Source organism: Bacteroidota bacterium, assembly GCA_036522515.1.
Classification (GTDB): Bacteria; Bacteroidota; Ignavibacteria; order UBA10030; family SZUA-254; genus VBOC01.
On record DATDFQ010000047.1, the window covers coordinates 1 to 21,145 of the forward strand.

Consider the following 21,145-nt stretch of genomic DNA (forward strand, 5'->3'; position numbering starts at 1 on the left):
AGCATCAACGTCGCAAGCGTCAGGAAGATGCTGATCCCGACGACGTCCTGGAACGCGGTCTCGAACGGTCCCGCCGTGAGAGCGGGGTCGAAGCCGAGACGTTTTGAAATCATGGGGACCGTCGTTCCCACGAGGCCCGAAAGATTTACCGAGACGAACATCGCTATCCCGACCACAAGGCCAAACTGCCAGATTCCCTGCCAGATCGCGCCGACCAGGCCGATGACAATGCCGCAGGCTCCTCCGATGATCAGCGTGGTTTGCATCTGGCGCGAGATCGGGTGCCACCACCGGTCGAGCGTGACGTGGCCGGTGGACATCGCGCGGACGATGATCGCCGCCGACTGAAGCCCGGTGTTCCCGGAAATCGCGGAGATGATCGGCATGAAGGAGGCGAGCAGAATCACGCGGCTGAGCGTCTGGTCGAAATGATGAATCACCACGCCTGCCCCGAACTCGATCGCCAGGGTCGTCAGGACCCACGGGAGACGCAGGAGTGAAATCTGAAAGGGGCTGCGCCGCTCAAGCTCGTCCGCGTCCGAGCCGACCAGGCGGGCGACATCCTCGCTATGCTCCTCTTCGATGACGTCCACGATGTCGTCGATCGTGATGCGCCCGACGAGCTTTCCCATCTTGTCCACCACCGGGAGCGACACGAGATCGTACTTCCGGAAAATCGAAGCGACTTCCTCCTGGTCCACCTCGGTGTTCACGCTCTTCGTGTCGGACTCCATGATCTTGTAGACTCTCCGGTTGGGAGAATGGAGCACGAGGGATTGCAGGGGGAGCGCGCCCACAAGATGGCCCTGCTCATCCACCACGTAGACATTGTAGATGACCATGTTCTTTTTCGCGGAGGTGCGCACCGCCTTGATCGCCTGCTTGACGGTGGAGTTCATCCCGACTGCGACATACTCCGTCCCCATGATTCCGCCGGCGGATTTCGCCGGGTATTCCATGAGTCTCTGCACCGCGGAGGAATCGATCGCCGGCATCGCGCGCAATACTTTTTCCGCGATCGCCGGGGGCAGCTCGGCGACAAGGTCCGCCGCGTCGTCCGAAGCGAGGAGGTCGACGTACGAGGTGATCTTTTCGGAGGCGAGCGAGTCCAGGATATAACCCCGCGCATCCGGTCCCAGGTCGAGGAGAACCGCACTGCCGGTGTGGATTTCAAGCAGGTCGAAGACATACAACTGGTCTTCCGGATCCAGCCTGTTGATGATATCGCCGATATCCGCAGCGTGAAGATCCGCCAGGATGTTCAGGAGAAGTGGTCCCGCCCTTTCGCGGACCAGCTCCCGGATATCCTCCATCAGCGCATCGTCCACCTCGATGGTTTTGACCCCATGCCGCCGGGGGATGATGATCGCATCCTCGGTCGTGATGATATGATCGATGTCGCGCGCGGCCTGTGTCATGCGACGAGTTTTCCGATCTGGTTTGTAAGGTCCACAAACTGGTCCGGGGTGAGCTGCTCGGGCCGTTTGTCCAGGGAGAGCGTCACTCCCTTCATGATTCGCCCGACAACCGATTCGCTGTACGGGAGATACTTCAGACCGTTCCGGAGAGTCTTGCGCCGTTTTCCGAAGACCGTCCGGACAACGACCCCGAAGAGACCGGGGTCCGCCCCAGTCGCAAGCCGGTCGTGCAATTGGATTTGAAGGATGCTCGAGGTCACCTTCGGTTTGGGATAGAAGCAGTTGGGGGAGACGTCAAAGAGCACCTTCGGAGTTCCGTAGAATCGCGTGGCGACTGAAAGTATTCCGTATTCCTTGTTCCCCGGCTTCGCGACGATCCGGCGCGTCACTTCCCGCTGCGCCATGACGGTGATATCAAGGATCGCCCCCCTCTCTTCGAACGCCTTGAAGAGAATCGGGCTGGTCAGATGGTAGGGAATATTCCCGATGAGCCGCACTTTGTTGCGGTGGAGTTTCCGCAGCGATTCGAGGCTGACATCGAGAAAATCCGCGTGAAGAATCGTGACATCGGGGGAGGTGAACCGGGATCGCAGGTCTTCGATGATGCGGCCGTCGATTTCGACGAGGATGAGATGTTTCACTTTTCCCGCGAGATGGCCCGTCAGCGCGCCCCTTCCCGGCCCGATCTCCACGACGACGTCGCCCGGCTCCGGATGAAAGCTGGCGATGATTTTCCGGACGATGTTTTCATCGATAAGAAAATTCTGGCCAAGAGACTGGCGGGGTTTCGCGTAGGTTCTTTCGTCCACCGGTCAGTTCGTGTGTGGGATGAGGGGGTGAATGCCCGGCTCAGGGCTTCTTGAAGAGTTTCTTGAGTTGGTCTTCCGCCTTCTTCTTCAGATCGTCCTGGATTTTTTCCTTCGCAAGAGATTCCGCGGCGGAAGTATTCAGCTTCAGGACAGGCTCTCTGGTCATGCCGGTCACGAGGAAGTTGAGGTTAATCCTGCCGTCCTTGTCCTTGAGGAGTCCGAGCACCTGGTCGGCGACGCCGTTGAGTTTCAACCGGTTGGATGCCTCCGGTGGGAGTTTGAGCGTCAGATTGTAATCGAGCGAGCCGTCCAGCCCCTGCGACCCGTCGACGGCGATCCCCGTCGTGCCGGCGTTGATCTTCAGGTCCTTCACCTTGAGCCGGCCGTCCTGAATCGAGAAGGAGTTCGTCCAGTCCTTGAAGTTCACCTGGCGCATGTTGTCGAGGTTCGTCATGTCGGCGAGCTTCTGCAGGATGGGCAGTCCGAGGAGCTTCCCCTCGATCATTTTCACGGCGCCGTTGCCGAGCAGAGTTTGAGTGTTCAGCCCGAGCGTATCGTTCAAATCGCCCTTGAGCTTCGTGTTCATCGTCATTTTCCCCGAAAGGTACTGGCCGAACGACGTGAACTTCGGAAGAAGGTCGTGCGACTCGATGTTCGTGATGTTCAGGTCGAGATCGAACGGCCGCTTGTTCGGGTCGCGCAGGTCGAGCGTTCCCTGCGTCTGGACCGTTCCCTGAAATGCCTGCACCGTGAAATTCTTGAGCGCCACCTTGCCGCCGGACACCGCAGCGGTACCCTTCGCGTTGTTGAACGTGAATTTGTCCGTCACAAGCTTGTCGATCGAGACGTTCGCGTCGACGTCGATTCCCGGAAGGAGGGTCGACTGTGTCGCGGCTTTCTTCTTGTCCGGTGCGGCGGCCGGGGCCGGCTTGGAGTCCGACATCAGATCGGCGGTCCGGAGCTGCTTCGATGTCAACGTGACCGTCGCGCTCGGGGTGCCGGCACTCTTGGCGGCATCTTCCATCAAAAGGCCGAGGTAGTTCTTGAGCGTGAAGGAAAGATTCAGGTCCGATTCGCCGACGTTCATCGCGAGCTGCTTCGATTGGATGACCTGGTTGTTGAACTGAATGGTCCCGTTCAGATTCCGAAGCGGCGCTTTTGAAGCGGCCGACTGCATGGTGACGTTTTGAAAGTCGATTGTTCCGTTCGCCTTCATGGTTTGCGGAGATTTCGCCTTACCTTCCAACGAGAGAGCGGCTTTCATGGTTCCGCGCATCTCCGTTCCGGCCTCGAGAGGGTAGAACTCCTTCACTTCGCCCAGGTCCAGAGACCCGTTGAAGGACGCGCTGACGAGGGGATCGTCGAAGTTTGCCATGCGGAGCTTGCCGGTGATCGTATTGGTGCCGATCGTCGCGGCGAGCTTGTCGATCGCGAAGCTCCCGATCCCTTTGGCAGCGAGCGGAGCCGAGGGTTTTTCGAACGTCCCTGAAAGGTTGAGGCCGCTGATCGACTTCGGCAGGGAGGCGTAATGGATCGATCCGTCCGAGACGGAGAAGATGCAGGATGTTGCCGGGTTCACCGTTTCGCCGGAAGGGCCGGTGACCGCGAGCGACAACTTGATTTCCCCGGTTCCGGCAAGACCGCTCGTCTGCTTGAGCATGTCGGGGGGAATGATGGAGAGAAGCTGGGTCATCTGCACGCCCGGCGACTCGATATGAAGATCCATCTGGTTGGTGACTTCCTGCAATTTTCCGATGGTTCCCGAAAGGGTGAGGGGAAGCTCGCGAACCTTGGTCGACAACTTGTCGAACTTCAGGACATCCGTATCCGCCTGGTACTCCAGTGCTCCCGACGCAGAGACCGGCTGGTCGGAGAGGTACCAGGACTTCAGGGTCCCGTAGCTGAACTTCTCGATCGAGGCGGTTTCATTCACGCGAATCGTGTTTTCTCCCGATTTCGATTCGGCGTTCAGTTTCGCATTCAGGCCCCCGATGGCAAACCGGGTTTCGAATTTCTGGTTCGTTGAGATGATCTCCCCGTTTCGAATTTCCAGATTCGAGAGCAGAAATGCTCCCGCGCTCCCCCGTTCCTGCCTCAACCCGCCCTGCGCCTTCGCATCGGCCGGGGTGGCATTTCCCGAGAAATTCTTCAGGCCCTCGGGTGTCACCTCGAGATTAATGGTCGGATGATCGAGTGTGATCTGGCTGATTTCGAGATTGCCCCCCAGAAGGGGGAAGAGTTTCACGTCGAGCGACAGGCGGTCGAGCGAGAGAAAATCCTCATTATCGAACCCCTTGTTCGGAGGGTTTGAGATGGTGAGCCCGTCGATCACCACCCCGAGTGAGGGAAAGAAGGAGAGCGAAATGTCGTTCACCGCTACGCTCCGGTGGGAGGATGCCTCTATTTTTGGGACGACAAGCGCCTTCAGGCGGTCGCTCGTGAAATAGATCTCTGCGCCGATGATGGCGGCAACGATCAGGCCGACAGGGATCGCCAGGACCGTGATCCATATTTTTGAGGTTCGGGTGAGGGGCATTTTTGAAAATATACCTATTTACGGAGAGAATTTCAATGCATTCGCGGGGCATTCGCGGGAGCATGCGATTATAATTGACTCTATGCTCCCGTTTCAGTATATTCGATCCACGTTGTTTTTAGCCATCTTACACTGTCTGAAAGGAGTTCGTTCATGGCGGATATCTCCCTCGATGCGTTGGGAATGGTCGAGACTAAGGGGCTTGTTGGCTCAATCGAAGCGGCCGATGCCATGGTAAAAGCGGCAAAGGTGACCCTGATCGGTAAGGAAGTCATCGGCGGCGGCTATGTCACGGTGATGGTGCGCGGCGATGTCGGAGCAGTCAAGGCTGCGACGGATGCCGGAGCCGCGGCGGCGCAGCGCGTCGGCGAACTGGTCTCGGTGCACGTGATCCCACGCCCGCATATGGATGTCGAACTGATTCTCCCCAAGCGCTCACAGCCGAAGTGACGCCAGGTTTTCCCCCCAGTGCTCCTATTATGAATCCGGGACGATCCTGATGTCCCGGACCCAAAGTGCGGATTAGGTAAAGAGGAATTGATGCTTGATTATGCCCTCGGACTCATAGAGACGCGGGGTCTTATCGGAGCGATCGAGGCGGCGGATGCCGCCACGAAAGCGGCCGACGTGACCCTTGTCGGCAAGGAACGCGCCGACGCGGGTCTCATGACCATTAAGATCAGAGGGGATGTCGCAGCAGTACGTGCCGCGGTCGATGCGGGCGCCGCAGCCGCCCAGAGGGTCGGCGAACTGGTGTCCGTGCACGTGATACCCCGCCCCGACGATGATGTGGAAATCCTGATCTATCCTCCGCCCTGGCAGACCAAGGAGAAGACTCCCATCCGCGAGCCGGAGCCCGTCAGCCGCCCGTCAAAAAAGGCCAGGCAAAATCCGGTCCGGCAATCCGTTCCCGATGAGCCGGAGGCGACCATCGAGCTGGACGAAGAACCGGCGGATACCGATCTGGAGGCGCCTCCCGAGCCGACGAGAGTCATGAGCGATGACGAAGAAACGCACCTTCGCCAGCTCAGAGATATGACGGTTCACGAACTGCGGAGGTATGCCCGTTCCATCAAGGGACTCCCGATCGCGGGCAGGCAGATATCGCGCGCGAATCGCGACGACCTTATCAACTATCTGATGGCCTTGAAGTTTCCCAGGTAGAATACAGGATAACTGACGAACTCCATCGGTGTCGGCCGTATGGAGTTTTTTTTTGGTAATGGAGAACAAGCGATACCATATCGTCATCGCCTCGATTGTGTTCGCCGTCGCCACATGGTTTTCAGTCAACCTGCGGTCGGAGTTCACGGTCGTCCAGCGCATCCCGGTCGTCCTGGCAAATGTGAAGGCGGGGAAGGCGCTGAAGTACCCCGTCCCCAAGAACATCACTGTCCATTTCCGCGGAACCGGCTGGGCCCTTGCCGCGCTCCTTCTCTCACCCGATGTCACGTACTACATCGACGGATCCACCCTCGGTCCCGATAATTTCACCGTCACCGGAAGAGATTTGCTTGAGCATATCAAGCTGCCGGTGAGTCTCCAGGTTGTCGAGGTCAAACCCGAGACTCTCCTTCTCGCGCTCGACGAATATATAGAGAAGCGCGTACCGGTCCTTCCGAATATTTCGACCGATTACCGGGAGGGGTACGGGCAGGTCGGCTCCATCCGGGTGCTTCCGGAGAGTGTCAGGATCGGCGGAACCAGGAAGATCATCGAATCGGTGACGGAGTGGCCGACGGCCTACAGAAAACTCGAGAACCTCCGGTCCTCCGTGGATATCGAACTCCCTCTTGAAGACCCTCCGAACTACTCGATAGAACTCTTTCGCATGGATGTGAGGTTGAGAATCAACGTCCAGCCTTTCGCGGAGAAAACGCTGGCCGGGATCCGAGTGACCGCATCGGGCGTGCCGCCGGGCAAAGAGGTCATTTTTATCCCGTCGCGGATCGATCTGATCGTCAGGGGAGGGATCGAGCAGCTTGCCAGGGTGACGGGATCCGATTTTCAGGCGACCATCGAATTCCGCAGCCTGGTGGAAGACTCGGCCGGCACGGTCGTTCCGGGGATTACCGCTCCGCCCGACGTGAAAGTCATTTCCCGCAAACCGGACCGGTTTCAGTTTATCATCAGGAAGAGGTTGTAATGTGTCATCCTGAGGGAGCGAAGCGACCGAAGGATCTTCTCGGTCGACCGGCAAGATCCTTCGCTTCGCTCAGGATGACATGCACCTGCTCGAGATAACATTACATGCGCCTCGCCATAAATATCGATCACGTCGCAACACTTCGTAACGCCAGGGGCGGCGCCGACCCCGACCCTGTCGAAGCGGCCCGGGTCGTCGAACGCGCGGGCGCAGACGGGATCGTCTGCCATTTACGCGAAGACCGGCGGCATATCCGCGACGAAGACGTGAAACGGCTCCGCAAAAGCATTTCGACGAAACTCGATCTCGAAATGGCGGCAACTCCGGAGATCGTTGCGATCGCGCGGCGGGTGCGGCCCGATCTCGCGACGCTTGTTCCGGAGAAACGGAGAGAGCTGACCACCGAGGGAGGGCTGGATGTCGTGCGGCTCAGGAAATCGCTCCGCCTGGCCGTCCGTAGACTCCAGGATGCCGGTATCCCCGTGAGTCTTTTCGTCGATCCTGTGCCCGATCAACTGGAAGCGACGAGGGAGATCGGCGCCGAGATGATCGAAATCCATACCGGCGAGTATGCGAATGCGCGGACCGAGCGTGACCGGAAAAGACTTGCTGATCAAATAAGGAAGATGGCCCGGTTCGGAAGGTCGCTTGGACTTGGCGTGAACGCGGGGCACGGGCTCGATTACGATAACATCTCGCGCATCGCTCGTATCAGGGAGATCGAGGAAGTGAGCATCGGGCACGCCGCGATCGTGCGGGCAATGAGCGTGGGGCTTGAAAAAGCGGTGCGCGAAATGGTGCGGTTGGTAAAGCGGGGGTCATCCTGAGCGAAGCGAAGGATCTCGGAGATTCTTCGTCGCGTTGCTCCTCAGAATGACACCGAAGGGTGGTTAGTGCCTCTGTTCCAGCTTCCTGATTTCGTCCCTCAGTTGCGCGGCCTTCTCATAGTCCTCCCGCTCGATCGATTCCTTCAGCTGGGTGCGGAGGGTCTCCAATTTCGTCATCTTCACTTCTTTCCCTTTCGGCGGTGTGGCTGACGCTTCGGCGCCCTCGTCTTCGTTCTCCGGCAGGAACGCCGCCTCGTCCATGACTTTGTCCGAGACGTAAATCGGCGCTCCGAACCGGACAGCGAGGGCAATCGCGTCGCTCGGCCGTGCGTCGATCTCCTGGCTATCGAGGCTCAGCTTCGCATAAAACGTCCCGTCCTTCAACTCGCTGATCGTGATCTCAGCCAGCTCCGCGCCGACCGATTCCAGGATATTCTTGATGAGATCGTGTGTGAGGGGACGCGGGGGCTTGATTCCTTCCATCTCGAGGGCGATGGACTGCGCTTCGAACGCCCCGATGATAATGGGGAGCCTGCGGTTGCCGTTGACCTCTTTCAAAATAAGGGCATAGGCGCCGCCGCTTGCGGGGCTTGTCGACAGACCGAGTATGTCCACCTGAATTTTTTCCACCAGCTCACCTGCTCATTTATTTGCCCAACATCCTCTTCAGCTCTTCTGTCAGTGCCGGAAGCACCTCGAACACGTCGCCGACCACACCGTAGTCCGCGACCTGAAAGATCGGCGCGTCCTTGTCCTTGTTGATAGCTACAATATACTTAGAAGATGACATTCCCGCAAGGTGCTGCACGGCGCCCGAGATGCCGCACGCGATGTAAAGCGAGGGTGAGACCGTCTTGCCGGTCTGTCCGACCTGCTCGTCGTGCGGACGCCATCCCGCATCGACCACGGCGCGTGATGCACCGACCGCGGCGCCGAGAACATCGGCAAGGCCTTCGACCAGATTGAAGTTTTCCGGCCCTTTCAGTCCGCGTCCCCCCGAGACGATAATGCCCGCTTCGGTGACATCGGGACGTCCTTCCGCGATCTTGACCCCGGTGACTTTCGCTCCGAAATACGTGTCATCGATCGCAAACTGTACGCGCTCCACGCTTGCGGCGGCGCCGTTCCCCGCCGTCGCGGTGAAGACGTTCGGCCGCAGGGTAAAGATCTTGACCGGAGAAGTTACCCGCACGTCGATCGAGGCCTTCCCTGCATAGACGGGACGGGTTGCGATGACCTCCCCGTTATCGACCCGGAGGGCGATGCAATCCACAGCCACGCCCGCTTCAAGTTTCGCAGCGACCCGCGGGGTGAGGTCCTTTCCCATCTGACTGGCCGGGAATAGCAGCATGACCGCTCCCTCGCGCCTGGCGATTTCCGCGACGATCTTCGCATAGGCGGTCGTCGAGTAATGCCGGAGCCGTGGATCCTCAACGGTGAGCACTTTTGTGGCGCCGTATTCACCGAGCGACGCCGCCATCCCTGCGACATTGTCACCGGCCACGAGTGTGACGAGCTCGGCCCCAAGCTGGTCTGCGAGCCGGCGGCCGGCCTGAGTCACCTCATAGGCGGCTTTCTTAAATTTTCCCTCCCGTTGTTCGGCGAACGCGAGCAGTTTGGCCATCTAGATCACCTTCGCTTCTTCGTGCAGCAACCTGACAAGCTCGGGGACGGCATCCTTCCCCGCGCCTACAATCTTGCCGGGAGGTTTTGCCGGGGGTTTGCTCATCGCGAGCACTTCCACCTTCGGGGGGTGGCTCTGCGGCTGGCGTTCTTCGATCGGTTTCGATTTTGCCGCCATGATTCCCCTGAGCGAGGGATACCGGGGGTCGTTGAGCCCCTTCTGCGCGGCGATGACGAGAGGGAAACGGGACTCCACGATCTCGTGGCCCCCTTCGATTTCACGTTCGCAGACGACGTTTCCTCCGTTCTCTTCCAGCTTCACGACGACCGAAACGGAGGGGAGCCCCAGGAATTCGGCCACCAGCCCCGGAACCTGCTCGTCGTAGAAATCGATCGATTGTTTTCCGAACAGGATGCAATCCGCGGAGTGAGTGCGCAATTCATCGGCAAGGGCCTGCGCGACCGAGTAAGAGTCCCGGGTCGAATCGTCCTTCAGGAGAACGGCCTTGTCGACTCCCATGGCGAGCGCCTTGCGAAGCGTTTCTTTGTGCGCGTCGTTTCCAAGCGAGAGCGCAATCACTTCCCCGCCGTTTTTTTCCTTCAGGCGGAGTCCGGCCTCGATCGCGAATTCGTCGTACGGGCCGAGCATGTAATTCACGCCCGCCCGGTCGATCGATTTTCCGTCGGCTCCGACTTTCACTTTTGTTTCGGTGTCGGGGACGTGATTGATACAGACAACAATCTTCATGAATTCTCCGGGGAAGCCGATGATGTTCGGGGAATAGGAGGAACGCCCGTACAGGGCGACAAAATTGCACCGGAATATAGGTACTCTCGCAAATAAACGCAACAATAGCGCTTGCTAATACAGGCGAATTTTGCTACATTTTTTCGAAACCTTCCACCATCCCACATTTCCGGTTCCAATGATCGACAAGGTGCCAGCGGTTAGAAAATTCATGACGCTGGAGCGCTTCATCAATGAACAGGAGCGGCTCTATCCGAACGCGACGGGAAATTTTTCCGGCCTTCTTCACGACCTCTCCCTCGCGGCGAAGCTCGTCTGGCGCGAAGTCTGCAAGGCGGGGCTCGTCAACATTCTGGGCGCGACAGGCACGACGAACACGAGCGGCGACGCGGTGAAAAAGCTCGACGTGTTTGCCGATGAGACGATTTACAAGGCGATGGATCACGGAGGGCACCTCTGCGTGATGGCATCAGAGGAAAACGAGGATATTTTGCACATTCCGGACGAGTATCCGGACGGAAAATACGTCCTGCTGTACGATCCTCTCGACGGCTCTTCAAACATCGACGCGAATATCACCATCGGTTCGATTTTCAGCGTCTACCGGAGAGTCTCGGCACCGGGAAAGGGAACGCTCGCGGATTGCCTCCAGCCCGGATACAAGCAGGTCGCCGCGGGTTACATCATCTACGGTTCGAGCACGATCTTCGTGTATTCGACCGGCCGCGGAGTTCACGGGTTCACGCTCGATCCGACGGTGGGGGAATTCCTTCTCTCGCACGAAAACATCCGTATTCCGAAGAAGGGAAAGATCTACAGCCTGAACGAGGGGAATTACCGGAACTGGGACGAGAAGGTCCAGCGCTACGTGAGGTACCTGACGGAGGAAGACCGTGAGACAGGCCGCCCCTACTCACTCAGGTACATCGGCACCATGGTCGGAGACTCGCACCGGACGCTGCTCTATGGAGGAATCTTTTCCTACCCCGCGGACAAGAAAAACCCCAGCGGCAAGCTGAGGCTTATGTACGAATGCAATCCGATGGCGTTTATCATCGAGCAGGCGGGCGGCCGCTCGACGAACGGCACTCAAAGCATCCTCAAGATCCAACCGACATCCCTCCACGAACACACCCCTGTGTTCCTCGGCAGCGAGGACGACGTTACGCTGTGTGAGGAGTTCTTGCAGGGGAAGAGGTAACCACTTCCGTTGTCATCCTGAGCGAAGCGAAGGATCTCCATGCGAGCAAAGGGGAGATTCTTCGCTTCACATCGTGGAGTTTACACTGAGCGAAGCGAACGTGCTCAGAATGACACTTCTTACCACGAATACCGGATCGTGTAGGTGATCACCTTCTCTCCGTCCTTCGCGATCGTCACGGGGAAGCGAACCGTGCTCTGATCGACTTTCGTCCACTCAACGTTGCTCTTGGTGATCTCCCATTGATTCCAGCGCCAGGGGTGCTCGTACACCTGGACCTCCTGGGCGGAGCCCTTATGGTTCCGAACTTTGATCTGGACAGTCTCTTCGACGATCCGCCCGTCCGCGAACGATTTGAAATCTGTCTGAGCGCGTTCCCCGACGAGATCGAACGCGTTGCCGAGATAGAGCCGCAGCTCCTCGTCCTTGGGCGTGTGGTCGATTTCATCCTCTCCGATAAACTGCTCCTTCCCGTCCGCATCGCGCTTGTAGACGCGCACCTTTCCCTTCGGAAGGGGGATCCCCAGACCGGACTTCGCATCATTCCTGAGCGTGATGAAGACGCCGACCTTCGTGTTCGATTGCTGGCCGAAGCTGCCCTGGCCCCGGTACGATGAGTTGTTCACCCAGTAGCGCCACTGATCGGCGATACCGTCGTAGATGAAGACCTTTTTCGAGGCCACATCGCGTCCGGAGACGAGGTCGAGCTGTTTCGTCTCGTTCGTCTTGAGATCAGTGCGCCGCTGGAGCGTGTACAATTTGTATTCGAAGAGTTCCGACTGCTTGAATTGGGGCTCGGCGGCGTCGAGCGTGTTCACCGACTTCATCGCGCGGAAATCCTGCATTTCCTGGCGGACCCGGTTGATATCGCCGGCCACGAGCTTGAGCCCCGCGTCCTTGAACGTTGTTCCGGAGTTGTTGGTCAGCGTGACCCAACCGGTGAGATCAAGACGCGTGTCGCTTTTGTCCAGCAGTGCGACATAGTTTGCGTTCCAGGAGAGCTGTCCGGCGAGGTAGCTGAGCTCGACGTTGTGCGTGCCCGGCCGGGTGTTCGAGACGAGCCACTCGAGCTGCGGTTTCAGTATCAACCCTTCCGGCAGGCTCGGAAGTATGAGCCTCCCCGCGGGGCTGATTTCAATCTTTCCGTCGATCTCCGCCACCATCCCTCCCGAGCCGGCGTAGTTCGGATTTGAATAATCCTGCTGCGGGATGAACTGATAACCGGTCGAGAGAAGCCTGCCGGTCACGGTGTACTCCTTCTTCGTCTCCTGGTTCATCCTGACAAACTCGACGTCCTTCCCCACGTATTTTTCCAGAAGCTTTCCCTGGTTCACAAGATCGTATTGATAATTCTGCTCCAGAACTCTCACCGCCAGGGGATCCGTCAGGCTGGAAAAATGGAGCGACGTGCCGTCGATCGTCGCGGGGATCTCCGGTATGACGAGCCGGGTAAGCCCGTTCGGGATGTCTACCGATCTCTCTTCGCGGATGAGCGAAAGGTTCTGGTTGTAAATGGTCAGATCGACGGTGGTGCGGGGCCCGGCTGTGACCCGTTTGCCCTGCGCGTGCAGGGGAGAGAGAGTGACCGTGATTGTGACGGCGAGGATAAACAGAAATCCTTTCATGCGAATACCTTTCCTTCTAGAGAGTGGAATTCCTGAAGCACACCTGTTCAACGACCCATTCGGTGGGAATGTTCCACGTGAGCGCAGAGGGGGCCGGGGGAGTTTGAGGGCGGTGAATCCGGGGAGCATGGGAGGAAGCTCTGAAAAACAGGAAGCCGATTCTCCTCCCCGGAATCGGCTTGCAAGCTTGAAAATCGTTGGCGAGTATATAAAAAAAGGGGCCAATAAAGATACTCGCCCCAGTGAAAGGTAGCATTCCTGAAGCCGTTCCACAATGGGGAGTTTCCCTACCTTCCCTCCGAAAAGGGCCCATTCCAGGGGGTTGATTCAAAAAAATTAGCGTTCCGCCGAGGTTATTCCCTCGCGGATGGCGTACTTGGTAAGCTCGGCAATACTGTGAATGTCGAGTTTTTCGACGATCCGCTGGCGGTGTTTCTCGATCGTTTTTTCCACGACCTTGAGCTGGATCGCCATCTGCTTGGTGGTCTTGCCTTCGGCGAGAAGTTGCAGGACTTCGCGTTCCTTCGGGGAGAGTATGGAGGTGGTAAGCGAATCGACGAGGATCGATCTCTGGACTGCGCCGGTGACCGCAAAACCCCGGAGCTGCGGGCTGATATAGATGCGATCCGATAACACCGTCTCAATCGCATCGGCAAGCTCCTCCGAGGCGCAATCCTTCCTCAGGTATCCGTGGGCGCCGGCCTTCAACATCCTCAGGACGTATCGCTTATCTGAATGCATCGAGAGAGCGATGATTTTGATTCCGGACACTTCTCCGACGATCTGAGATGTGGCATCGATGCCGTTCATATCCGGCATGATGATATCCATGATCACGATGTCGGGACGGAGCTGCGCCGCCAGCGCGACCGCGCTATTGCCGTTATCGGCCTCGGCGACCACCACGACGTCGTCTCTCTTCTCCAGAATGACGCGCAGGCCTTCGCGGAGGATTTTGTGATCGTCTACGAGCAGTATGCGGGTTCTCATCGATCCCTCATTCCCCGGATTCCATGCCGATGTGGAGCGGGATGCTGAGTGTCACCCTCGTGCCGCCGCCGGGTCGAGGGGAGATATCGATCCGTCCGCCAATCTGTGTGATCCGTTCGCGGATGTTGAAGAGTCCGAAGCCGCCGCCCGGGCGAGCTTGCTTGGAACCGGGCGGGCGGGGGGAGCCGTGCGCATGATCTCCGGTCCGCTCGGTAAATCCGATCCCGTCGTCATCCACGATGACGACGACCGCCTCTGACGTCCGTTTCAACACCACCCCGGCGCAATTGGATTGGGCGTGCTTGACCACGTTGACGAGCAACTCGCGCACCGCATGGAAAAGAAGAATTTTGACCTCTTCGCGCAGCGGCTTCGGTTCGTCGTCGTTCTCGTACGAAACGGAGAGGCCGTGCCGTTCCTCAATCTGTTCGGTGAGCCACTCGATCGCCTCCTCGAACCCGAGCTCGTAGAGCACGGGGGGGCTCAGTTCGAAGGTCAGCGATTGTGTGTCGAGGATCATCTGTTCCAGGAGCGTCCTGATCTCCTGCAGATGCGAAAGCTGCGGCTCGGTGAGGGAGGGAGCAGGCAAAGAACCGAGCTTGATCTTGCAGAGGGCCAGGGTCTGACCGATATAGTCGTGAAGATAGGTCGCCATGCGGCGGCGTTCCCGTTCCTCGGTGGATTCGAGATCCACGGCGAGGGAGCGGAGTTGCGACTGGTAGTTGATAAGTTTTTGCTCGGCCAGCTTCCGCTCGGTGACGTCGCGCACCGCCGTCACGCTCGCCCAGCTATTGTCGTACGGGATGGTCTTCCCCATCACTTCGAGGTCGATGCGGGAGCCGTCGCGCTTGATCCCGGTCGCCTCGTAAATCTTCCCCGAATCGGCGAGGAGGCTTTCCCGGGCCACCTCGAGTGATTCGGGAGTGAGGAAGGAATCGGTCTGCTTTCCCACAAATTCGCCGTACTCGTATCCGAACATTTTCAGGATGCTTTGATTCGCATCGAGGATGTGGCCGTTGTCGTGAATCAGGATCCCCTCAAACGTGGCTTCGGTCAGTCTCCGGAACTTCGCTTCGCTCGAGCGGAGCGCCGCGGCGTGCTTCCTCTTCCGTTGCAGATAGAGAGCCCCGAAGACGAGAGAGAGAAACATGGACCCGGTTACGGGCACAAGAAATTCCGGACGGCCGTAGAGTGGGGGCGGAATCCTGAACGTCGCCAGGGTCCCCGCCGGGTCGAAGTTGCCGAACAGGTTCTGCGCCTGAACCTCGAACGCGTATTGCGCGCCATCCAGCTTGTCATAGGTAGCCTGGCGCGCGGTGGACCAGGGGGACCATTTGTCCGGCCCGATCCGGTAACGGGTCAGAATTTCTTTGGGAGGTATTTCATTCCAGGGCATCAATGCGCTCCACCGGATGTAGGCGGAGTTCCCCTCGACGATCGGCTTCTCAAGGTAAATCCGTGGAAAGGGCTGTTTGGTATTATTCAGGTTGAGGACCGCTACTCCCTTCGTCCGGGTTCCGACGTACACCCGGTCTTCAAGCGGGAGGACGGGCCATATATGCCCGTCAGTCAATCCGGAACGCGACGTATAGGACGACCATGTGCCGTGGTCGTAACACCCAAGGCCGTCATCTGTGCTGAACCAGATTTTTCCGCCGGGGCCGACTTTGACCTCCCAGACCGCGTCATTAACCAGGCCGTCTTCGACCGTGAAACGGGAGAACTTTCCGTCACTTGTGAATCTGGTCAAGCCGGTATTTCTGTCGCCGATCCAGAGCGCATTGCCGGAATCGATGGCGAGCGTGAAGCCGCCGCCGGGCAATCCGCTTTTGTTCGTCAAATACTGCCACGTGCCGCGCGTCCAGCGGGCCACGTTCATGGTGCTGCCGAAGTAGAGTGAGCCGTCCGGGCTTTCGGCGAACGAATAAACGTTGATTCCGGTGAGCCCCTTCTCCTTCGCCCACTGTGTGAACACGCCTCTCTCATAAACGAATGCACCGGGTTCCTTCGCACCCTGGAGCGGAGTATTCTTCCCCAGCCCGAGAAACCAGAGCCGTCCCTGGCGGTCCTTCCTGATCTTATGAAACTGCACCCCTTCCGGATCGTCGCTCACGGCATAATGTTTCCACCGGCTTCCGTCGAAGCAATAGGTTCCGTCGAAGGATGCGCCGCTCGAAATCCAGATCTTCCCGTCGTCATCCTCAGCAATTCCGGTCACCTCGTTGAGGGCTTCATCGTCGATCTGGCCGACGAAGTCTCTTCTCCCGTCATTTCGGAAGATAACAAGCCCGCCGGCCGTGGCAGTCCAGAGGCTTCCGTCTTTCGAGCGGACCATTTCGTGGATTCTATTTCGAATCCCCAGCGAATCCTGGGGCAGGTACGACCACCGTGGCGGCACCCTCATATACAAGTACAAGCCGGTCGTCGTAGAGACCCAAATATCCCCGTTCGGCCTGAGCCGGACGGCTTCTATGTTGCGAAAGCCGGAGGGTGGCGGAGGGACCACCTTTGTTACTCCCCCCTCGATCAGTTCCAGCTTGCCAGATTCACTCGAAAAAACCACTTCGTCGTTTGGCCCGAGGTCCGCGGACGTGACGTAGTCGCCCGATGTCCAATGCCGCAATACTGAAATCTTGTTGTCCCGGATTTCGATCAGGCCGCGCTGTGCGACAGGCGTCAGAATAAGTGCCAGGAGTGTCCCCTTCCCATTCTCCTCGACCACCTTCAAGCGCAGTCTGCCGGAAGTTGCGGGAATAACCTGGGTCCACCGCGTGGTATCCCATCGATACAAACCGCTCCGGAGCATGGCATACACCCTGCCGGCATCCGACCCCATGACTCCATAGGTCTTCCCTTTTGTGAGCTCCGAATCGGCCGCCAATGGCGAGATGCGCCCCCCGGTACAGGTATAGATGGAGCTCTTGATGCAGAGCAGGAGGGTGTTGTCGGAGAATTCGGTCGCACTCGTGCTCCCAACCGCGATGGAAGGGTGGAATCCGAACCTGTTGCCGGCATAGAGACCCCCTCCGGCATTGACGAGCAACGAATCCCGTGAGTAGAGATCCATCGACCAGACGCGCTCGCCCCGAAGCGCAACGGGTGTATCGGCGGCGCACCACCGGTAGCCGTCATACCAGGCAAGGCCCAATGAAGTGCCGGCCCAGGCCGTGCCGTCTTTGGTCTCGAGGACAAAATAGACATGGTTCGATGGCAATCCGGATTCGGTCGTGAATTCCACCCATCTCCGGTCCTCCGTCGCGAGATCCTGCCGCGCGAAGGCCGGCGCCGGAGCGACGGCGAGTGTGAGTGGGAAGAGGAGGGCAAACAGAGAGAGAAGACCCGTGCGTTTCACCGGCGCAGCCGCTATTCGGCGATCCCGTGAAGTCATCGGGGAGCGCAACCTAGACCTTTCCGTCGACGAGTGCCTGACGCTCCTGCTCCTTGTACTGGAGCCGGTAGAGTTTGTAATAGATGCCCTCGAGCGCCAGCAGTTCCTGGTGCGATCCCATCTCCCGGATCTCGCCTTTGTGAAGCACGATGATCTTATTCGCGCGCTGGATCGTGGAAAGCCGGTGCGCGACCACGATCGAGGTCCTTCCGTGGAGAAGTTTTCGAATCGCCTGCTGGATCAAGATCTCGCTTTCGGTATCGATGCTCGACGTCGCTTCATCCAGGATGAGGATCTTCGGGTTGAAGGCGAGCGCGCGGGCGAACGAGATCAGCTGTTTCTGTCCGACGGAAAGCGTGGCTCCCCGCTCCTTCACTTCTTCGTCGTACGTGCGGGGGAGGGCTTCGATGAAACGGTCGGCCCCTACGACACCGGCGGCATCCCGGATATTGTCGATCGTAATGGAGTCGTTCCCCAGATTGATGTTCGACTTGATGTCTCCCGAGAAGAGAAAGACGTCCTGCAGGACGACAGCCATATGCCTTCGGACGTCCTCTTTCGCGATGGTGCGTATGTCGATGCCGTCGATGAGGATCTCGCCCTTCTGAAATTCATAGAAACGGCTCAGGAGGCTGATGATGCTCGTTTTTCCGGCGCCGGTATGCCCGACGAACGCGGCGGTCTCTCCGGGGCTGATCTTGAATGAGACGTCCTTCAGGACCCAGTCTTCGTCGAGATACGCGAACCAGACGTTCCGAAACTCGATCTCTCCCCGGACATTACTCATCGGCACGGGTGCGACGGGATCGGGGATATAGGTGTGGTCGTCGAGCAGCTTGAACACCCGCTCGGACGACGCCATCGCGGTCTGCATGATGTTGTATTTCTCGGACAGGTCGCGGATGGGCCGCCAGAACATCTCGTTGAACTGAAGAAACGCCATGATCGTGCCGATCGTGATGCCCCCTTTGAGCGCGTCAAGGCCGGCGTACCAGAGGATCAACCCCACGGCAAGGGCGCCGATCAGCTCCACGCCGGGGTAGAAGAGCGCGTAGTAGAAAATCGACTTGATGTTCGCGTCGCGGTGGAGCGCGTTGATGGACGAAAACTTTTCGTACGATTTCTTCTCGCGGTTGAAAATCTGATCGACGATCATCCCGGTGATGTGTTCCTGCATGAACGTGTTGATGCGCGCAAGCTGTATGCGCACCTCGCGGTAGGCTTCGCGGGCCTTTTTCCGGAAGAGGAACGTTCCGTAGAAGAGGAGGGGGAGGACGCTCAGCGAAACGAGCGCCAGCTGCCAGCTCATCGTGAACATGAAATAGAGAATCCCGAGGATGAGGAAGACGTCGCTGAAGACCATGACGATGCCCGAGGAGAACATTTCGTTCAGGACCTCGATGTCGTTCGTCACGCGGGTGATCAGCCTTCCGATCGGGTTGCGGTCGAAGAATCGCAATCCCAGTTTCTGCAGGTGTTCGTAGAGCTGCATCCGCAGATCGAGGATCGTCTTCTGGCCGATCCATTGCGTGAGGTAGGCGTTGGCGTACTGCACGAACGCGCGGGTAAGAAGGACGCCCAGGAACATGAGCGCCGTCATCAACAGGCCGTGCCCGTCGTGTTCTTTGATATTGACGTCCACCGCGTGCTTGGTGAACCACGGGCGCACCGCTTCCAGCCCGGAGACGGCGATGCTCAGCACGATGCCCACCACCACCTGTTTCTTGTACGGCTTCAGGTAGCTCAGCATCCGCTTCATCAAGCGGCTGTCGTATGCTTTACCTAGTATTTCTTCTTCCTGCATCGCCTTTTAATTCTTTTCTCGTTCCCACGCTCTGCGTGGGAACGCATATCCCGGCGCTCCGCGCCGGAAATCCATATGACCAGAATGTGCGTTCTGTTTCCTCACAACTTTTCCAACTCCTCTTCCAGCTTCTGCTTTTCATACAGGTCCGCGTAAATTCCGCCCCGCGCCACGAGCGTATCATGCGTGCCGTCCTCGACAATGCGCCCCCCATCCAGGACGACGATATGGTCAGCCCCCTTCACGGTCGAGATGCGGTGGCTGATGATGATGCTGGTGCGGTCCTTCATCACTGTCCGCAGTTTCCGGAGAATTTCCTCCTCCGTATACGTGTCGACCGACGAAAGAGCATCGTCAAGGATGAGGATCCTGGGATCGCGGATGATCGCACGGGCGATGCTCGTCCGTTGCTTCTGTCCGCCGGAGAGCGTGATCCCGCGCTCGCCGATCATCGTCTCGAACCCCTTGGGGAAATCCCTGATCTCGTTCGCAATCTGTGCGATTTCTGCGGCGCCCGCGACATGCTCGACCGTTCCGTTATCCACGCCGTAGGAAATATTCTCCAGAACACTGTCGGAAAAGAGAAACGTCTCCTGCTGGACGTATCCGATGTTGTTCCGGAGGACCTCGAGGGGAATCTTCCTGACATCCACTCCGTCGATGAGCACGGTCCCTTCCGTCACATCATATAACCGTGGAATCAGGTTGACGAGCGTCGACTTTCCGGAGCCGGTATAACCGACGACGGCAAGCGTCGTCCCTTTGGGGATGCGCAGGTTGATGTCGCCCAAAGCCGGGGTGGCGGCGTTCTTGTGCGTGAAGGAAACGTTCCGGAACTCGATCGTTCCTTCGATCGATCGGACGGAGGAGTTTGTGTCGGCCGTGTCGCGGATATCCGGAACGGCGTCGTAAATCTTGCCGAGGCGCGCCATCGATGCGGCTCCCTGCTGGAGGATGTTCGTCACCCAACCGAAGGCGATCATCGGCCATATCAGCAGGCTGAGATATCCGAGAAAGGCCGTGAGAGTTCCGATCGTAATCGTCCCGTCGATGACCTGCTTCCCGCCGAAATAGATGGTGATGACAAGTGAGCAGCCCACAAGCATGAACATGAGGGGCCACATCACCGATTGGATGCGGGCGAGGACAAGGTTTTTCTTGAGATAATCGAAGCTAAGCGTGCGGAACCGTGCGATCTCATACGCCTCGCGAACGTAGGCTTTCACGATCCGGATTCCCGAAAGATTCTCCTGTGCCCTCTGCGTGAGGAGCGAGAACTGTTCCTGCCGGTCTTCGAATTTCACATGGATCAGCTTCCCGAGCCGGTAGACCGCATAGCTGACCAGGGGGAGAGGGATCAGCGCCATGAGCGTCAGCTGCCAATCGGCCCAGAGCATCATGGCCAGGGCCATCGTGAACGTCATGAGCGTGTCGGTGGGGTACATGATCCCCGGTCCCAGCGCGTTCCGCACCGCGCTGATGTCGTTCGTCGCGTGCGCCATCAGGTCGCCGGTCGGCGTGTTCTGGAAATAGGAGAGCGGCAGCTTCTGAATATGGGAGAGGAAGTCGTTCCGCAGGTCGAATTCCACGTGGCGCGAGACGACGATGATGGTTTGGCGCGTTAGGAACGTGAAGAACCCGGCAGTGAGCGAAAGCGCAACCACCCAGCCGGCATAGACCAGCAGCCCGTTTTCATCGATCTGATTTGTCTCCAGGCCTGTCTTGAGCTTGTCGATCGCAAGGCCGACAAGCCGCGGCTGGAAGACCGTGAAGAGGTTGCTCATCACCACAGTGAGGAGTCCCCAGAGAACGGTGCTCCGGTACCGGCGCAGATATGGCAGCAGGCGAAGGAGGGGCTTCATGGCTTATACGCTATGGTACGTGCTTTTGAGCAGATTGTGGCCCCGGGAGGAGCAAGGGCTATCTTAAAAGATACAAAACAACGGGGATAAATGAAATGGAGGGGGATCTACCCTGTAGAGGAATCGGTAGGCGCGACCTTTAGGTCGCGTGTCATTTTCTCGCTCGTT

The 21,145-nt window shown here is 58.3% G+C and carries 16 protein-coding genes; 5 read left to right on the top strand and 11 right to left on the bottom strand.

What is annotated here, in order from left to right; all coding sequences use genetic code 11:
- From mgtE to VI215_08655, 3 genes are all read right to left on the bottom strand, one after another.
- On the bottom strand, positions 1–1,418 hold a 1,418-nt coding region (mgtE, locus tag VI215_08645), incomplete at its 3' end, for a magnesium transporter (GenBank protein ID HEY6192375.1).
- Complete coding sequence (gene rsmA / locus VI215_08650; protein ID HEY6192376.1) at positions 1,415–2,227, bottom strand: 16S rRNA (adenine(1518)-N(6)/adenine(1519)-N(6))-dimethyltransferase RsmA; 813 nt, start codon at positions 2,225–2,227, stop codon at positions 1,415–1,417. The genes rsmA and mgtE, both read right to left, overlap by 4 nt.
- 40 nt (positions 2,228–2,267) lie before the next feature.
- Positions 2,268–4,763, bottom strand: coding sequence for an AsmA family protein (locus VI215_08655; protein ID HEY6192377.1), 2,496 nt, complete (start codon positions 4,761–4,763; stop codon positions 2,268–2,270).
- Positions 4,764–4,925: 162 nt separating this feature from the next.
- Between VI215_08655 and eutM the strand changes: the two genes are divergently transcribed.
- From eutM to VI215_08675, 4 genes are all read left to right on the top strand, one after another.
- Positions 4,926–5,213, top strand: coding sequence for an ethanolamine utilization microcompartment protein EutM (gene eutM / locus VI215_08660; GenBank protein HEY6192378.1), 288 nt, complete (start codon positions 4,926–4,928; stop codon positions 5,211–5,213).
- Positions 5,214–5,303: 90 nt separating this feature from the next.
- Positions 5,304–5,927 (top strand): BMC domain-containing protein, encoded by a 624-nt coding sequence (locus VI215_08665; protein HEY6192379.1) that lies wholly within the window; start codon positions 5,304–5,306, stop codon positions 5,925–5,927.
- 58 nt (positions 5,928–5,985) lie between these two features.
- Positions 5,986–6,909 carry a hypothetical protein gene (locus VI215_08670; protein ID HEY6192380.1) on the top strand — a complete coding sequence of 308 codons (924 nt, stop codon included), beginning with the start codon at positions 5,986–5,988 and terminating at the stop codon, positions 6,907–6,909.
- A 104-nt stretch (positions 6,910–7,013) separates the two neighbouring features.
- Positions 7,014–7,736 (top strand): pyridoxine 5'-phosphate synthase, encoded by a 723-nt coding sequence (locus VI215_08675; protein ID HEY6192381.1) that lies wholly within the window; start codon positions 7,014–7,016, stop codon positions 7,734–7,736.
- 63 nt (positions 7,737–7,799) lie between these two features.
- Here VI215_08675 and VI215_08680 read toward each other — a convergent pair whose 3' ends face one another.
- The 3 genes from VI215_08680 to VI215_08690 are packed head-to-tail and all read right to left on the bottom strand — an operon-like array spanning position 7,800 to position 10,107.
- Positions 7,800–8,366 (bottom strand): bifunctional nuclease domain-containing protein, encoded by a 567-nt coding sequence (locus VI215_08680; GenBank protein ID HEY6192382.1) that lies wholly within the window; start codon positions 8,364–8,366, stop codon positions 7,800–7,802.
- 16 nt (positions 8,367–8,382) lie between these two features.
- Positions 8,383–9,360, bottom strand: coding sequence for an electron transfer flavoprotein subunit alpha/FixB family protein (locus VI215_08685; protein ID HEY6192383.1), 978 nt, complete (start codon positions 9,358–9,360; stop codon positions 8,383–8,385).
- Positions 9,361–10,107 carry an electron transfer flavoprotein subunit beta/FixA family protein gene (locus tag VI215_08690; protein HEY6192384.1) on the bottom strand — a complete coding sequence of 249 codons (747 nt, stop codon included), beginning with the start codon at positions 10,105–10,107 and terminating at the stop codon, positions 9,361–9,363.
- A gap of 211 nt (positions 10,108–10,318) precedes the next feature.
- Here VI215_08690 and fbp point away from each other — a divergent pair, with 211 nt between their 5' ends.
- Positions 10,319–11,308, top strand: a complete 990-nt coding sequence (gene fbp, locus VI215_08695) for a class 1 fructose-bisphosphatase (GenBank protein HEY6192385.1) — start codon at positions 10,319–10,321, stop codon at positions 11,306–11,308.
- 119 nt (positions 11,309–11,427) lie between these two features.
- Here the strand turns inward: fbp and VI215_08700 are convergent, their stop codons facing one another.
- The 5 genes from VI215_08700 to VI215_08720 all read right to left on the bottom strand — a co-directional run bounded on the left by VI215_08700 (position 11,428) and on the right by VI215_08720 (position 20,977).
- Positions 11,428–12,933, bottom strand: coding sequence for a DUF4139 domain-containing protein (locus tag VI215_08700; GenBank protein ID HEY6192386.1), 1,506 nt, complete (start codon positions 12,931–12,933; stop codon positions 11,428–11,430).
- A gap of 336 nt (positions 12,934–13,269) precedes the next feature.
- Entirely contained in the window at positions 13,270–13,923 is a 654-nt protein-coding gene (locus VI215_08705; protein ID HEY6192387.1) for a response regulator transcription factor, read from the bottom strand.
- Positions 13,924–13,930: 7 nt separating this feature from the next.
- Complete coding sequence (locus tag VI215_08710; protein ID HEY6192388.1) at positions 13,931–17,275, bottom strand: two-component regulator propeller domain-containing protein; 3,345 nt, start codon at positions 17,273–17,275, stop codon at positions 13,931–13,933.
- A 49-nt stretch (positions 17,276–17,324) separates the two neighbouring features.
- Positions 17,325–19,115, bottom strand: coding sequence for an ABC transporter ATP-binding protein (locus tag VI215_08715; protein ID HEY6192389.1), 1,791 nt, complete (start codon positions 19,113–19,115; stop codon positions 17,325–17,327).
- A gap of 101 nt (positions 19,116–19,216) precedes the next feature.
- Entirely contained in the window at positions 19,217–20,977 is a 1,761-nt protein-coding gene (locus VI215_08720; GenBank protein ID HEY6192390.1) for an ABC transporter ATP-binding protein, read from the bottom strand.
- Between the last annotated feature and the right edge of the window lie 168 nt (positions 20,978–21,145).